The sequence below is a fragment of the Rhizobium sp. CIAT894 genome (genome assembly GCF_000172795.2).
Taxonomy (GTDB): Bacteria; Pseudomonadota; Alphaproteobacteria; order Rhizobiales; family Rhizobiaceae; genus Rhizobium.
Window position 1 is genome coordinate 191,251 of the sequence record NZ_CP020952.1, and the last position, 15,355, is coordinate 206,605.

Annotated in this window: 15 protein-coding genes and 1 pseudogene; 12 read left to right on the top strand and 4 right to left on the bottom strand. The window is 60.1% G+C overall.

What is annotated here, in order from left to right; all coding sequences use genetic code 11:
• Window positions 1-47 precede the first annotated feature (47 nt).
• The 8 genes from ccoG to hemA all read left to right on the top strand — a co-directional run bounded on the left by ccoG (window position 48) and on the right by hemA (window position 8,178).
• Window positions 48-1,616: a cytochrome c oxidase accessory protein CcoG gene (gene ccoG, locus RHEC894_RS29805; protein ID WP_085740278.1), complete on the top strand. Its 1,569-nt coding sequence runs from the start codon at window positions 48-50 to the stop codon at window positions 1,614-1,616.
• Window positions 1,613-2,098 carry a FixH family protein gene (locus tag RHEC894_RS29810; RefSeq protein WP_085740279.1) on the top strand — a complete coding sequence of 162 codons (486 nt, stop codon included), beginning with the start codon at window positions 1,613-1,615 and terminating at the stop codon, window positions 2,096-2,098. Before ccoG ends, RHEC894_RS29810 begins: the two co-directional genes overlap by 4 nt.
• Complete coding sequence (locus tag RHEC894_RS29815) at window positions 2,095-4,383, top strand: cation-translocating P-type ATPase (RefSeq protein WP_085740280.1); 2,289 nt, start codon at window positions 2,095-2,097, stop codon at window positions 4,381-4,383. Before RHEC894_RS29810 ends, RHEC894_RS29815 begins: the two co-directional genes overlap by 4 nt.
• Complete coding sequence (ccoS, locus tag RHEC894_RS29820) at window positions 4,380-4,538, top strand: cbb3-type cytochrome oxidase assembly protein CcoS (protein WP_049732167.1); 159 nt, start codon at window positions 4,380-4,382, stop codon at window positions 4,536-4,538. Before RHEC894_RS29815 ends, ccoS begins: the two co-directional genes overlap by 4 nt.
• Before the next feature lie 32 nt (window positions 4,539-4,570).
• Window positions 4,571-5,236 (top strand): Crp/Fnr family transcriptional regulator, encoded by a 666-nt coding sequence (locus tag RHEC894_RS29825; protein ID WP_085740281.1) that lies wholly within the window; start codon window positions 4,571-4,573, stop codon window positions 5,234-5,236.
• A 30-nt stretch (window positions 5,237-5,266) separates the two neighbouring features.
• Window positions 5,267-5,740, top strand: a complete 474-nt coding sequence (ccmE, locus tag RHEC894_RS29830; RefSeq protein WP_010010410.1) for a cytochrome c maturation protein CcmE — start codon at window positions 5,267-5,269, stop codon at window positions 5,738-5,740.
• Between the two features lie 128 nt (window positions 5,741-5,868).
• Window positions 5,869-6,546, top strand: a complete 678-nt coding sequence (locus RHEC894_RS29835; protein WP_085740282.1) for a CBS domain-containing protein — start codon at window positions 5,869-5,871, stop codon at window positions 6,544-6,546.
• A gap of 417 nt (window positions 6,547-6,963) precedes the next feature.
• Window positions 6,964-8,178, top strand: coding sequence for a 5-aminolevulinate synthase (gene hemA / locus RHEC894_RS29840; protein ID WP_085740634.1), 1,215 nt, complete (start codon window positions 6,964-6,966; stop codon window positions 8,176-8,178).
• Window positions 8,179-8,301: 123 nt separating this feature from the next.
• Here hemA and RHEC894_RS29845 read toward each other — a convergent pair whose 3' ends face one another.
• A complete protein-coding gene (locus tag RHEC894_RS29845) occupies window positions 8,302-8,520 on the bottom strand; it encodes a hypothetical protein (protein WP_085740283.1) in 219 nt (72 codons plus the stop codon).
• Between the two features lie 127 nt (window positions 8,521-8,647).
• On the opposite strand from RHEC894_RS29845, the gene RHEC894_RS29850 reads away from it, so the two are divergent.
• Window positions 8,648-9,205, top strand: a complete 558-nt coding sequence (locus RHEC894_RS29850) for a threonine transporter RhtB (RefSeq protein WP_085740284.1) — start codon at window positions 8,648-8,650, stop codon at window positions 9,203-9,205.
• A gap of 84 nt (window positions 9,206-9,289) precedes the next feature.
• On the opposite strand, the gene RHEC894_RS29855 is transcribed toward RHEC894_RS29850, so the two are convergent.
• Both RHEC894_RS29855 and RHEC894_RS29860 read right to left on the bottom strand, forming a co-directional pair.
• Window positions 9,290-10,528 (bottom strand): Zn-dependent hydrolase, encoded by a 1,239-nt coding sequence (locus RHEC894_RS29855; RefSeq protein ID WP_085740285.1) that lies wholly within the window; start codon window positions 10,526-10,528, stop codon window positions 9,290-9,292.
• A 138-nt stretch (window positions 10,529-10,666) separates the two neighbouring features.
• Window positions 10,667-11,155, bottom strand: coding sequence for an Lrp/AsnC family transcriptional regulator (locus tag RHEC894_RS29860; RefSeq protein ID WP_085740635.1), 489 nt, complete (start codon window positions 11,153-11,155; stop codon window positions 10,667-10,669).
• A 111-nt stretch (window positions 11,156-11,266) separates the two neighbouring features.
• Between RHEC894_RS29860 and RHEC894_RS29865 the strand changes: the two genes are divergently transcribed.
• The 3 genes and pseudogenes from RHEC894_RS29865 to RHEC894_RS29875 all read left to right on the top strand — a co-directional run.
• Window positions 11,267-12,484, top strand: a complete 1,218-nt coding sequence (locus tag RHEC894_RS29865; RefSeq protein ID WP_085740286.1) for a diaminopropionate ammonia-lyase — start codon at window positions 11,267-11,269, stop codon at window positions 12,482-12,484.
• Entirely contained in the window at window positions 12,484-13,647 is a 1,164-nt protein-coding gene (locus RHEC894_RS29870; protein WP_085740287.1) for a M20 aminoacylase family protein, read from the top strand. Before RHEC894_RS29865 ends, RHEC894_RS29870 begins: the two co-directional genes overlap by 1 nt.
• Window positions 13,648-13,685: 38 nt before the next feature.
• Window positions 13,686-14,020: pseudogene (locus tag RHEC894_RS29875) on the top strand (branched-chain amino acid ABC transporter permease LivH); the annotation flags it as partial.
• A gap of 387 nt (window positions 14,021-14,407) precedes the next feature.
• Here RHEC894_RS29875 and RHEC894_RS29880 read toward each other — a convergent pair.
• Window positions 14,408-15,301 carry an amidohydrolase gene (locus RHEC894_RS29880; RefSeq protein WP_085740288.1) on the bottom strand — a complete coding sequence of 298 codons (894 nt, stop codon included), beginning with the start codon at window positions 15,299-15,301 and terminating at the stop codon, window positions 14,408-14,410.
• Between the last annotated feature and the right edge of the window lie 54 nt (window positions 15,302-15,355).

Consider the following 15,355-nt stretch of genomic DNA (forward strand, 5'->3'; position numbering starts at 1 on the left):
GGATGCGCCGCAGGTGGGAGAAGAACAGGCGAAACCGGACAGGTCCCATGAATCTCTATACCGCACCAGATCCCAATGACATCGAGCGGGTCAGCGTCGAGCCGGTCAATGCACGCCGCAACCGGCAGCCTCTTTATGCGCCTCGGAAGAAGATTTTTCCCAAGCGCGCCGAGGGGCGATTCCGCCGGTTCAAGTGGATCGTAATGCTGATCACGCTCGGCATCTACTACCTTGCACCGTGGATCCGCTGGGATCGCGGCCCCTACGCACCCGACCAGGCGATCCTCATCGATCTCTCGTCGCGGCGTTTCTTCTTTTTCTTCATCGAAATCTGGCCTCAGGAATTCTACTACGTCGCGGGCCTCCTTGTGATGGCAGGTTTCGGCCTGTTTCTCGTCACCTCGGCGGTCGGACGCGCATGGTGCGGCTATGCCTGTCCGCAGACCGTCTGGGTCGATCTCTTCCTTGTCGTCGAACGGGCGATCGAAGGCGACCGCAATGCGCGCATGAAACTTGATGCCGCTCCCTTCAGCTTCGACAAGTTGAGGAAACGCGTGATCAAGCATTCGATCTGGCTCGTGATCGGCGTTGCCACCGGCGGCGCGTGGATCTTCTATTTTGCCGATGCACCGAGCCTGGCCGTTTCGCTGTTCACCGGCGCGGCTCCCGCAGTCGCCTATGCTACGGTCGCCACATTGACCGCGACCACCTACGTGCTCGGCGGCCTCATGCGCGAGCAGGTGTGCACCTATATGTGCCCTTGGCCGCGTATCCAGGGTGCGATGCTTGACGAGAACTCTCTCGTCGTCACCTACAACGACTGGCGGGGCGAGCAGCGGTCGCGCCATGCAAAGAAGACCCAGGCACAGGGCCTGCCGGTCGGGGATTGCGTGGATTGCAATGCCTGCGTGGCCGTCTGTCCGATGGGGATCGACATTCGCGACGGGCAGCAGATGGAGTGCATCACATGCGCTCTCTGCATCGACGCCTGCGACGGCGTGATGGACAAGCTCGGCAAGCCCCGCGGCCTGATCGCCTATGCGACGCTCAGTGAATATTCGAGCAATATGTCGCTTGCGACAGACGCGGGAACAACGCCGATCCAACCATCCAGGGTCAGAAACGAGGATGGAAGTTTCGTTTCCGCGGTCCGGCACTTCGACTGGCGCATCATCTTTCGTCCGAGAATCGTCTTTTACGCCGTCGTCTGGGCATCGATCGGCATTGCCATGGTCGTCCATCTCGCCTTCCGCGAGCGCCTCGAACTCAATGTCGTCCACGACCGGAACCCGCAATATGTCCTCGAAAGCGACGGTTCGATCCGCAACGGCTACACGCTGCGTGTCCTGAACATGGTGCCGACGCCGAGGGATGTGAACATTACTCTGGTCGGGTTGGAGGGAGCGACGATGCGCATTTCCGAGCTCGGCAAGGAAGATGGCCGCAGCTTTACCGTCCATGCCGAACCCGACGCGGCCACGACGCTCAAGGTCTTCGTGACGCGAAAGCCTGACGGAGCCGAAATCAACGAATTCCTCTTCGTCATCGAAGATACGGACCGTACCGACCGGGCGACCTATCGGGCGGCGTTCAATGCACCGGGAGACGTCAAATGAAGGCTTCTGCTCAAGGTTTCACAGGCCTGCACATGTTGCTCGCGACGTCGGCATTCTTCGCCGTGGTGATCGCCGTAAACGTCACGATGGCCGTCTACGCCTCCTCCAGCTGGAGCGGCCTCGTCGTGGAAAACACCTATGTCGCCAGCCAGGAATTCAACCGCAACGCGGCAGCGATGAAGGCGATGAGCGCCTCCGGCATTGAGGGCGACCTTTCCATCAAGGGGCGCGAGATTCGCTACGACATCCACGACAAGGGCGGGGCGCCCGCGATTGTCGACGATGTCGTGCTGAATTTCAAACGGCCGGTCGGAGACCACGAGGACTTCCACCTCACGCTCGGGAAGACGGGCGAGGGGCGTTTCGAAGCCGAGCATACGGTCGCCAAGGGCGACTGGATCGTCGAGATCATCTCGAGAAAGGACGGCGTCGTCGTCATGCACGAAGCCAAACGCTTCGATACCGCGGAGTTCGGCCAATGAGCTGCTGTTCCATGGACACCGAAAGCGTGCTCGCCCTCAGCGCGACCTCGTCCAGCGCCGAGGAAGCCCGCCTTGCCAGCCACCCACTCGGCGCAGGGTTGCGCCAGCTCGATCTCAGCGTCCCCGACGTCCATTGCGGCGCCTGCATCTCGACCATCGAAAGAGCGCTGTCGGCGCTTGCCTTCGTCCGGAAAGCGCGGGTCAATCTGACCGCGCGAAGGGTAAGCTGCGTCTATCAGGAAGAGCTCGATGAGCGCGCGACCGATCCGTCCGAAATCCTCGCGGCGATCAACGCCGTGGGATATCGCGCGCACCTGTTCACGCTCTCGGCCCCCGAAAGCGACAGGACCAGAAACCAGCTTCTCCTGGCGGTCGGCGTTTCCGGTTTCGCGGCCGCCAATATCATGCTGCTCTCGGTATCGGTCTGGTCGGGCGCCGATGCTGCGACACGCGACATGTTTCACTGGATCTCGGCGATGATTGCGGCGCCCGCGCTGGTCTATGCGGGGCGTTTCTTCTTCAATTCGGCTTGGAACGTGCTGAAGCGCGGACGCACCAACATGGACGTTCCGATCTCGCTTGCCGTCACACTCTCCTATGCCGTCTCCTTGTGGGAGACGGCTCACCACGGCGAACATGCGTGGTTCGACGCTTCGGTTTCCTTGCTGTTCTTTCTGCTGATCGGCCGAACTCTCGATCATATCATGCGCGAAAAGGCGCGCGCGGCGATCAACGGGCTGGCGAGGCTCGCCCCGCGCGGGGCGCTACTGATGATGCCGGACGGATCGCGGCGATACATCGCGGTGGAAGAGATCGCTGTCGGCGACGAGATCTCGATCGCCGCGGGCGAGCGCATTCCTGTCGACGGCGTCGTCGTCAGCGGAGAAAGCGATGTGGACCTCTCCATCGTCACGGGCGAGAGCAGCCCGGTCGCGGTCGCAGCCGGCAGCGAGGTAAACTCGGGTGCGATGAACCTGACCGGCTCGCTGGTCTTCAAGGCGACGAGGATTGCCAGGAACTCGCTTCTCTCGGAGATCATCGGCCTGATGGAAGCTGCCGAAGGCGGAAGAGCGCGCTATCGCCGGATCGCCGATCGTGCGGCAGCACTCTATTCTCCGGCGGTGCATCTGTTGGCGCTCATTTCATTCCTCGCATGGGGCTTCCTCGGCGGAGACTGGAAACATGCCATGCTGGTTGCAGTCGCGGTGCTGATCATCACCTGCCCATGCGCACTGGGCCTTGCCGTGCCAGTGGTTCAGGTCGTTGCCGCGGGCGAGCTTTTCCGCAAAGGCATCATGGTCAAGGACGGTTCGGCGCTGGAACGGCTGGCCGAGGCGGATAGCGTCGCCTTCGACAAGACCGGCACCCTGACGATGGGCATGCCGCGCCTCGTCGGGATCGAGACGATCGAAGAGGGCAGTGCCGCCATCGCTCGCGGGTTGGCCGCGCATTCGCGCCATCCGCTTTCCCAGGCGCTGGTGCGGGACACCGAACTCGCCCATCTCCCGTCCTTCGACGGCGTCACGGAAATTCCAGGCGGCGGGCTGGAGGCTGAAAAGGGAAGGGATGTCTATCGGCTGGGCAATGCGACGTTCGCCAGCGGAACTGGCTTCGTGACTAGTGTCACTGACACTCCGTTTTCGGAAGTGGTCCTGTCGAAAAACGGGGTCGTTCTTGCCCGTTTCTTTTTCAACGACACGCTTCGCCCGGGTGCTGCCGAGACCATCGCCCAGCTCAATGCGGCCGGCCTTGAAACGGTGATGGTATCCGGCGACCGGCAGACCGTCGTCGACAATACCGCGCATGCTCTCGGCATCGACAGTGCCCTGGGCACCCTGACGCCGAAGCAGAAGGTCGAGGAATGCCAGAGATTGAGCGATCAAGGCCATCGCGTGCTCATGGTCGGCGACGGCATCAATGATGCTCCCGCACTTGCCGCCGCGCATGTCTCGATGGCGCCCGCCACGGCGTCCGATATCGGCCGGCAGGCAGCCGACCTGGTCTTCTTCAACGACCGCCTCGACGCCGTTCCTGAAGCGATCGTAGTCGCGCGGCGGTCCGCCAGCCTCATCCGGCAGAACTTCGCGCTTGCCATCGGCTACAACGTCCTGGCGGTGCCCATCGCAATCGCCGGGCTGGCGACACCGCTCATCGCTGCGGTGGCCATGTCGACATCGTCGATCATCGTCGTCACGAATGCGCTGCGCCTTAACGCATTCGCCAAACGTCCCGGCATCCCGACTGCGGAGCGGGCCGGCGGGCAAGCGGAGGTGAAAACCGCATGAACATGCTGATCTATCTCATACCGATCGCGCTTCTGATGGGAGGCATGGGGCTCCTGGCTTTCCTCTGGTCGCTGAAGAGCGGCCAGTACGACGATCTTGAGGGAGCCGCCTGGCGCATTCTCGGCGAAGACGAAGCCGACGGGAATAAACCTTGATCACACACAGGCCCAACACGAAAGGAAGATCGATGCCTGCGAAAAATTCCGTGCTTTTGCAGTCTGACCTGTTCGACGGCCTGGACCAGGCGATCATGCAGCAACTCGCCGCCACGGCCGAGCTTCGCACCTTCGCTCCCGACGAGCGGATCGTCGCCGAAGGCCAGGAGGCGTCATTCGTCTATTGCGTCATCGGCGGGTTCGTGCGGCTTTCCAAATCGGAATCCGCCGGGCGCGAGGCAGATATCTACGTATGTGAGCCGGGCGACACCTTCGGCGAATATCTTCTCTCGGGCGGCGGCTCTTATGCCTATAGCGCGTGGTCTGCCGATGGGGCCGAGGTCGCCTTGTTCGAACTTGCGGACTTGCGGGCACTTGCCGAACGGCACCCCATCATGCATCGAAACGTCATGCGCATCATGGCTCGATATCTGCTCGGCGCAATGGATTGCATTGCGGGAGACCGGCTGCACACGGCCGCGCAACGCGTTGCGAATTACCTCATGAGCCGATGCCCGGCGTCCGCCTCGCAGGTTACTTTCCGCCTTCCCTACCGAAAGAGGATTCTGGCCGGCAAACTGGGACTTGCCCCCGAGGCCCTCTCGCGGGCGTTCGCCGCGCTGGTTCCCGCAGGAGTCGAAATCAGGGGCAAGGTCGTTCTCGTCGACAGCGTCGATCAGCTTCGCAAGGCATGCTGACCTTCCCATGACAGCTACAGGAGATCCGAAATGACGCGCAAGCAGAAGCGGTTGGCGGTGATAGCAGGCGGCATGGGCTTCATCGCCGCCGCCGTGCTGCTGGTTATGTTCGCCTTCAGCCAGTCGGTCGCCTATTTCTACATGCCGGCCGATCTCGCAAAGACGCCGGTGGCGCCGGACACCCGCATCCGGCTCGGCGGCCTGGTCGGCGAGGGCAGCGTCGTGCGCGGCACCGGCTCGACGGTGGAATTTGCCGTCACCGACGGCAGCGCCAATGCCGTGAAGGTTCAATATACCGGCATCCTCCCCGATCTCTTCCGCGAGGGGCAGGGGGTTGTCACCGAGGGCATGTTTACACCAGGCACGAATGTCTTCGTTGCCGATACCGTGCTTGCCAAGCATGACGAGACCTACATGCCGAAGGATGTCGCCGACCGGCTGAAGCAGCAGGGGCTGTGGAAGGAGGCTCAAGGGGAGGGGCAGGGAGCCCAAGCGACGCAATGAGCGATGCCATCCTATCGTGGACCGGATGTGTTGGCCGGCGATCAGGACGTTTGACGAAGATCAAAGCGGTGTATCCGGTCGGCCTTTAGCATATTCCCACAATAACCGCGACCAGGGAGACGGCGACCATGCAGGCAAGGGATATAATGACCACAAAGGTGGTTGCGATCAGCCCGGCGGTCAGCGTGCGCCATGCGGTTGCGATGATGCTGCAGAACCATGTCAGCGGTCTTCCGGTCGTCGACGATCGGGGACGCGTTTGCGGCATGGTCACGGAGGGCGATCTGCTTCTGCGCCGGGAAGTCCGGCTCACGCCCCGCCCTGCGCGGGCGCCGGAGCTCATCTCCGAGATCGATCTCGAACGTTACATCTGCAGCAACGGTTGGTGTGTCACCGATGTCATGTCCCAGGATGTGATCGTCGCGCGGCCGGACAGCGAAGTGTCCGATATCGCCGAAAGCCTGCAGGCACATCGTATCAAACGCTTGCCGATCGTCGAAGACGGACGTCTGGTCGGGATCGTCAGCCGGAGGGATATTCTGCGGGTCATCGCCGAAGCGCCGGCGACCGCCTTGCCGCGAGGGGACGAGGCGATCAGGCTGGCGGTGCGCACCAGGCTGAGATCTGACCTCGGCCTCACCTCTCAACGAGTGCAGGTCTCCGTCAGGAACGGGCAGGTGACTGTTGACGGCCAGGTGGAATCCGAGCTGAAGCGCAAGGCCATCAAGGTCCTGGTCGAAGGCTTGGGGGGAATTGCCGGCTATCGGGATCAATTGCACGTATCGGCTGCTCGCAGCCAGGATTAAGGCTTGGCCGCATTGGCGCGCCGTCATCCGGCTGGAGCAATTCCAGCAAAAGTGTGCAGCGCGGTTTTGCTAGGCATAGCGCGAAGCGCTTTTGCCAGGAAGTGCGTGAAACAAGAGATAGGGCATTTTCGTGATTCGAAGAAAAACGGAAATATTCTAACGTGACGAGGAGGCTTGCTCGATCTTCCAGATCGGGCAAGCCATCTGTCAACTTCCCTGCTTGACACGGAAACTCCCGACTCGCGCGCCGACCTTAGCCCGCCCGCCGGTTTCTTCTTTGATTGAAAGCAATGAAGTCGCGGTTCGATGGATCGCGGCGTGGAATGGGCGGTCGCGGCCTCCTTGCCGAACTTGACGAAGATCAAATACGCGGACGCCGTCCGGATGTATCGCTTGGGCATGCAGAAGGAGCATATGATGGATTTCGAAGCATTTTTCAAAAACGAACTGGGCGGGCTTCATGCCGAGGGCCGTTACCGCGTTTTTGCCGATCTCGAACGTCACCGCGGCCATTTTCCCCGCGCGACGCGTCACACCGCCGATGGTGAGAAGGAAGTCACGGTCTGGTGCTCCAACGACTATCTCGGCATGGGCCAGAACCCGAAGGTGATCGAGGCGATGAAAGCCGCCATCGACCACTGTGGCGCGGGTGCGGGAGGCACCCGGAATATTTCTGGCACCAACCACTACCACGTCCTGCTCGAACGTGAGCTTGCCGATCTGCACGGCAAGGAATCGGCATTGATCTTCACCTCGGGTTATGTCTCCAACTGGGCGGCTCTCGGCACGCTCGGCGCCAAAATTCCCGGCCTGATCATTTTCTCCGATGCGCTGAACCATGCCTCGATGATCGAGGGCATCCGCTACGCCAAGTGCGACAAGGTGATCTGGAAGCATAACGACGTCGCCGATCTCGAAGCCAAGCTCAAAGCCGCCGATCCGAAGGCGCCGAAGCTGATCGCCTTCGAGAGCGTCTATTCGATGGACGGCGACATCGCCCCGATCAGGGAGATCTGCGATCTCGCCGACAAATACGGCGCGATGACCTATCTCGACGAAGTCCACGGCGTCGGCATGTACGGCCCGCGCGGCGGCGGCATTGCCGAGCGCGAAGGGCTGATGCACCGGCTGACGGTCATCGAAGGCACGCTCGGCAAGGCTTTCGGGGTGATGGGCGGTTATATCGCCGCTTCGACGGCCCTGTGCGATTTCATCCGCTCGTTCGCCTCCGGCTTCATCTTCACCACCGCGCTGCCGCCGGCGCTTGCCGCCGGTGCGGTGGCCTCGATCCAGCACCTGAAGGTCAGCCAGTTCGAGCGCGCCCGCCATCAGGATCGCGTCCGCAAACTCCGCGCGCTGCTCGATCAGAACGGCATTCCTCATATGCCCAATCCGAGCCATATCGTGCCGGTGCTGGTCGGCGATGCGGCCAAGTGCAAGTGGATCTCCGACCTCTTGCTCGACAATTGCGGCGTCTATGTCCAGCCGATCAACTATCCCACCGTGCCGAAGAAGACCGAGCGGCTGCGCATCACGCCGACGCCGCTGCATTCCGACGCAGATATCGCCCATCTCGTCGACGCCCTGCATTCGCTCTGGTCGCGCTGTGCGCTGGCAAGGATGGTGGCCTGAGAATACAGGGGCAAGATGCGGAACATGATCATGGCCGAAGCACAGGTGTGAAATCCGCCCGAAGCGTCGCACTCGGTGTTTGCCCGCTCTTTCTATAGGTCACGACTTCGATGAAAAACGGGACTACTCCACTTCCAGCAGAAGAGCTGTGGCGAGATAGCCCATGCCTATCGTGCTCGCGAAGAGATAGATGAACAAACCCTGGGCGATATAGTGCTGAACCTCCCCTGCCGCGGAGCCGAAGGGCAAAAAGCCGTTCCGCCAAACCACGAACCCCACAACGCATCCAATTGCGAAGCCCGTGGCCAATCGAGTGAGCATGAAGCTGATCATGCGAGGCATGGAGAAACCTCAAGTTTGACTCGATTAAACGGCAGGCAACGGAGAATGTTCCAGCTGAAAATGATCTTTATCAACGACTCGTCAGACCGGCCGTGTCAGGAATGCAGGAACCGAAGGACTTATAACAGTGCATCTTCTTCCTTTTGCGGCGAGCGTTTTCACGCTTCTCATTTTGCCCGGACCAACCAATGCGATATTGGCGATCGCATCTCAGGGGCTGACCTCCAGGCGGGCGATCGTGCTTCTTGCAACGGTCGTCTTCGCCTATCTTGCGATTGTTCTTTCGGTCTCCGGTCTAGCCTCTCCCATTCTCCGTGATCATCCCGCGATTTCGCAGGCCGTCAAACTTGCTTCGGCGACCTGGGTTTTCTACCTCGCGCTCCGGCTCTGGGGTGTCGGATCGAGCCCCGTCACGGTCGTAAGAATACGGCAGCTGGCCGTGACGACCCTGTTGAATCCCAAGGGGGTCATAATCGGGCTGACAATAATCCCTCCCGCGCAGCAGGCATCATCGATAGCCATTGTCGCCGTTCTCGCCTCCATGGTGTTTCTCGCCTCCGCCGTCTGGCTATCGATGGGCAGGATCGTTCTGGGAGGTGAAAAACAGATACCCTTGTTTGCCCGGCGATTTAGTTCCGCAACTCTCTTCATATTCTCCGCTGCGCTCACCGTCAGCGCATTTTGAGGGAGCGCCCGCATAGCCGCGTTATGGGAGCCGGGCATGCGGCTGTTGACGGCGACGATGGCTGCCAATGTCCGAGGCCCTCCTTTATGCCTCAGAGGTGAGCGTCCGAACGACATCCAAAAGAATGTTCGCACCTGCCACAAGATCCTTATCTGATGTGAATTCCTTTGGATTGTGGCTGATGCCATTCCTGCTCGGCACGAAGATCATGGCCGCCGGCGCAATGCGGGCGATCATCTGCGCATCGTGACCCGCTCCGGATGTCATACGCTTGTGCGCCAGCCCTCGGGCTGCGGCACAGCTCTCAATGGCCCTCACAATGCCCTCGTCGAACTCAACTGGTTTAAACCTAGCCATTCGCTCGACACCGATGGTGACCTGTTCTTCCCGGGAGAGCGTTTCCAGGAACACGGCTAAGGCTGCTTCCTCCTGCTTCAGCCGATCCTCATCGGGATCCCGGAGATCCACTGTGAACGTCGCGCGGGAAGGGATGACGTTGATAGCGTTCGGCTCGAATTCGATACATCCGACCGTGGCCACGGTTGGCGTGTTGGATGCTTTCGCACGGTCGCGCAGGAATGTGATCACGCGCGCGGCGGCATATCCCGCATCTCGCCGCATAGAGATCGGAGTGGTGCCGGCGTGGTTGGCATCACCTTCGACGGTCACCTTCTGCCAAGAGATCCCTTGCAGATTTTGGACGGCGCCCAAAGGAATGCCTTCCCGCTCGAGAACCGGACCCTGCTCAATATGAAGTTCGATATAGGCACGGGGCTTCAGGAAGCCCGGCTCGTTCTCACCCGCATAGCCGATCCGGGCCAGTTCCTCTCCGAGCACCGAGCCATCGGTGCCAACGCTTGCCAAGGCCTCTTCGATGCCGAGGCCTCCGGCATAGACAAGTGAGCCCATCATGTCGGGAGCGTAGCGCACGCCTTCTTCGTTCGTGAATGCGGCCACAACGATTGGTCTCGACGGTTGAAAACCACCCTCTTTGAGGGTTGCAATAACTTCCAGGCCGGAGATGACGCCATAACAACCGTCGTAGATGCCAGCGTTGATCACGGTATCGATGTGGGATCCGAGCATCAGTGGAGCGTCGTCGACAACGCCGTCTGGCCGCCAGATACCGAAGATGTTGCCGATGCGGTCGACTGCGACCTCGATACCAGCTTCCTTGAGCCATTCGACAAACTGATCGCGGCCCAATTTTTCAGTATCGGAAGCGGCAAGGCGAACGAGCCTGCCTTCCGCGTCGCGGCCAATCGCGCCAAGGCTGCGAAGGCAACGGAGCAGTCGCTCGTCATTGATGGAAAGGCTGTTCATCGGCGCGTGGCTCCCCGCAAGATTGCTAAAGTCGCGGCAAGATAGTCCGAAACGTCATCAATTTGGGCTGTTTATCGGGATCGTTTTGCAACTTTGTATCATTCAAGGCCTTCGAACGAATGAGACTTGCGAGGCGCGTCAACCCAAAGGAATCGACAGTCCGACTTTGACCCGGTCCATCGCAACGAACGTCCGGAAGTGCTTCACATTGTTGTTTTCGAAAAACAGGCGACGGGTGAGGGCTTCGTAGTCGCTCATGGATCTGACTGAAATCACCAGCATGAAGTCGGCTTCACCAGTGACATAGTAGCATTGCTGCACTTCGGGCGCGGCCACAAAGGAACGCTTTGCCATCTCATAGAGATCCGTCCGCTCGCTCTCCATGGCGACTTGAGCAAAGAGAATGATCGGCTGACCAACCTTTGCCGGATCGACGATGGCGACGTTCGCCTGAATAACGCCCGTTTCCTCTAAACGCTTGATCCGCCGCTGCACGGCTGGTGCCGAAAGATTGACCAGCTCGGCAATCTTGCGTTGGGACATTTTGTTGTCTTGCTGCAGCAGCCTCAGGATCGCCTTGTCGGTACGATCAAGCGTGATTTCATCGCTTGCTGAATTTTCGCTCATTTTGTCACCCATTTAGCAGTCAAACTTTCATCTGCGCGGCCGAATTTAAGCGCAAATTTGAAGCAGCTTGCAATATCCTTAATTAACGATTTTTAGCGGGTGGACGATGGGATGCTCTTACTGAACGAAAACACGGACTACAGAAAAAAGCTGGATCCGTCCGACGCGGAAACGCTGAGCTTGGCTGCGGCCGAGGAAGTCGAGCGGTTTCTCAACCATCGTGAAGGTCACAGGGAGACGCCTCTCGTTTCGCTGTCTCAGCTCGCGGACAAGTTGGACGTGGCGTCAATCCACCTCAAGGATGAGGGCCACCGTCTTGGTCTCGGAAGCTTCAAGGCTCTCGGTGGCTCATACGCCGTCATTCGTCTCGTCCTCGAGGAAGCTTCGCGCGAATTCGGCCGGGAAGTCGATGTCTCCGAACTGCATTCGCCCGAAGTCAAGACCGTCGCACACCGACTGACCGTGGCCTGCGCGACCGATGGAAACCACGGTCGTTCGGTTGCGCAAGGTGCGCAACTCGTCGGCGCGAACTGCGCGATCTTCGTGCACTCCGGTGTAAGCGCCGAGCGCATCGCAGCGATCGCGCGGTTCGGAGCAGAGATTATCCGTGTCGAAGGGAACTACGATGAATCGGTTGCTGAAGCGTCGCGTGTTGCTTCCGAGAAAGGGTGGCAGACCGTTTCCGATACGTCGTGGCCGGGCTACGAACGGATCCCGGGCTTCGTGATGCAGGGTTACACTGCGCTCCTGAGAGAGACGGTTCGGCAGATACCCGAACGTCCGACGCATGTATTCATCCAGTCAGGCGTGGGCGGTATCGCGGCAGCCGTGGCAGGCTACTTCACCCTTCTCTACGGTGACGATCGTCCGTTCTTCACAGTTGTCGATCCTTCCCGGGCGGCCTGCCTCGTCGAAAGTGCCCGTGCAGGCAAGGCTGTCAAGATCGAACATGGCGAACCGACGGTCATGGCGATGCTGGAATGCTACGAACCCTCGTTGGTGGCCTGGCGCATCCTGTCCCGCAGCGCCGATGCGTTCATGACCGTCGAGGAAGAGGAAGCTGTCGGCGCGATGCGCCGTCTCGCCAATCCGGAGCCGGGCGATCCCGCCGTCGTTTCCGGCGAAAGCGGGGGCGTCGGTCTTGCTGCCCTGATCAAGGTGTCCGGCGACCAGGATGTCCGCTCGAAGCTGAAGCTTGGCAAGGACAGCCGCATACTTCTCGTCAACACCGAGGGTGCGACGGATCCCGCACTTTACCAACAGCTTGTCGGAGCCTCTCCGGAAGATGTTGCAGCGCGTTCAAGTGTTGAGATGGCGGGAGCACGGTAATGGCCGACCTTCAAAATCTTCAGGAAGAGATGACGGCATGGAGGCGCGACCTCCATCGACACCCCGAGTTCGGCTTCGAGGAGAAACGTACTTCCGCATTCGTCGCGGCAAAGCTGCGCGAGTTTGGTCTCGAGGTTGCCGAGGGTCTTGGAGGGACAGGCGTCGTTGGCACTTTGAAGCGGGGAACGAGCAATCGCTCGATCGCGCTGCGGGCCGACATGGATGCCCTCCGCATCACCGAACAGAGCAATCTGGCCTACAAGTCTACAAACCCCGGGGTGATGCACGCCTGCGGTCATGATGGTCACACGACCATGCTGCTCGGAGCTGCCAAGCATCTTGCGTCCGAAGGTGGCTTCGACGGCACTGTACGTTTCATTTTCCAGCCCGCCGAGGAGTGGGGCCGGGGTGCACTCGCCATGCTCGACGACGGGCTGATGGATCGTTTCCCGTTCGAGGAGATCTACGGGATTCACAATATGCCCGGCGTTCCGGTCGGCGTTTTGATGACGAAGTCCGGCGCCATGATGTCGGCCGAGGACAACTTCGAGATCATCCTGACGGGCGTTGGCGGGCACGCCGCACGTCCGCATTGGGGCAACGAGGTTCTGGTGGCCGCCTGCGCAGTTGTGACGAACCTCCAGACGATCGTTTCGCGCAGGGTCAGCCCGACCGACATTGCCGTGGTCTCGGTTACCGAACTCCTCACGGACGGTACCCGGAACGCACTTCCGGGCCTGGCTCGCATCCTTGGCGATGCCCGCAGCTTCAAGGCCGAGGTCAGCGAGAACATCGAGAAACAGATGCGGATCATCGCCGAGGCGACTGCGGCAGCCTACAACGTCTCTGCGGAAATCAAGTATACGCGCGAGTTCGTTCCGTTGATCAACGACGCCGAACTCGCAGACGAGGTCTTCGAAGCCGCCCGCACTTTCCTTCCACCGGAAAGCGTTCAGACGATCACTGAACCGTTCACGGGATCGGAGGATTTCGCCCATTACCTCAGCCGGGTTCCCGGCTGTTTCCTGAACCTCGGGAACGGCGAAGGGTCGGCTCCTCTTCACAACCCGAGCTACGACTTCAATGACGCCGGCCTGGCCTATGGCGTCAAAACCCATGCCGCCATCGTGCGGCGTCGTCTACCGGAGGCCGTTTCCTCCTGAGGCGAAGCTCCTGCACGCTTATTCCTCGGGAGGAAATCTTGGAATATCTCATTCAACAGCTCTTCAACGGGCTGACCCTCGGTTCGATCTATGGCCTTGTCGCCATCGGTTACACGATGGTCTACGGCATCATCGGCATGATCAACTTTGCCCACGGCGATATCTTCATGCTCGGCGGCTTTGCGGCGATGATCGTCTTCCTGATCCTTACGTCGGTGTTCGCCGGACCCCCGGTGGCGGTGCTTCTGCTGCTGATGCTCGTAGTCGCCATGCTCACCACGAGCCTTTGGAACTGGACCATCGAGCGCGTCGCCTACCGCCCCTCCGAGGCTCTTTCCGTCTGGCGCCGTTGATCACAGCGATCGGCATGTCCCACCGGAATGTTCCATAAGATCCATTATGCGATCTTCATGACCTAAAACGTGAACTCTATGGCAACAAGCCGGTCGTTGGCCTCGAAAGCTCTCGTCGTGCCAAAACAAGTTGACCCCCTATCAATGTTAGTGGCGTAAGAGGCATTTATGGAACTGGACGGCGAAGGCAGACATGGTTGCTCCAGCCTGATTGCCTGAGTTCTCCCGTGGTCGAAAGACCGGGTTGCAATATTGACAACCCGTCCGGCGGAACGTGGCCATGAGTGACTCGTGACGACATTGGCCTCGCTTGATCGCCTCGTTTGGAACCGAATTCATGACGCTTGCGGTTCGGTCGACGCAGGCACGTCCGCAATCGCAACTGTCTCGTTATTCCTAGACCTGCATCAGATCCGATATAAGCGCGCTGCGTTATGATGAAAAAGGGCAAGCTGCTCGTCGCCGGTATAGTTCGCCGTGATCACCTTGAAAGCGTCCATGATCTTGTCGTAGCTGCCGAACAGCTTGTCGACCGGGAAGTTCGAAGCGAACATGCACCTCTCGACGCCGAACGCTGCAATCGCCTCCTCGACATAGGGTCTGATGCTTTCGACCGTCCAGGTCCAGTCGCCCATTCCGAGACCTGAGATTTTGCAGGCGACATTGGGCGCCTGCGCAAGCATGCGCATCCCACTTCGCCACCCCTCGAAATGGCTTGGGCCGTCAACCTGCATGCCTGTGTGGTTCAGGATGATCTGCACGCCAGGAAAGTCGCGGGCAAGATCGAGAAATTCTTCCATCTGCCAATAGTAGAGCTGGAGGTCGAAACTGAGATCCCGTCGGGCAAGTTCCTTGAAACCCCTGCGCCATTCCGGCGTGCGGCTAACGCCAGGTTCGGTCAGGTAGGTCTTGGCAGAATCCTGGTGATGGTTCATCGACTGCCGAATGCCGCGGAAGTTCGCGTAAGTCATGTGCTCGTCGAGGAGGTCGCCGACGTCCGGCTTCCTAAAGTCGGCATATCCGACGATGCCGTGAGGAAAACCGTGCTTGTCGGCCACGCCCTGCAGCCACCGCGTCTCACCGGCCGGATCCTTCGGATCGTATCCGACGTCGAGATGGACTGCCTTCACCAGGTTCTGGTTCCTGGCGTCCGCCAGAAAGTCGTCGATGAGGTAGGTTTTGTTGATCGCGGTGTAGTCGCCGAAGGCAAACGGTTTCACGCCGTCCGACAGCCACGGATAGTAATTGTTGTCGAGATCCCACAGATGAAAATGCGGATCGATGATCGGGAGGTCTTTCATGCCTGTTGCCTTTCAAGAGATCGCCGAAAGGGACGCCGGCCAGAACAGCCGGCG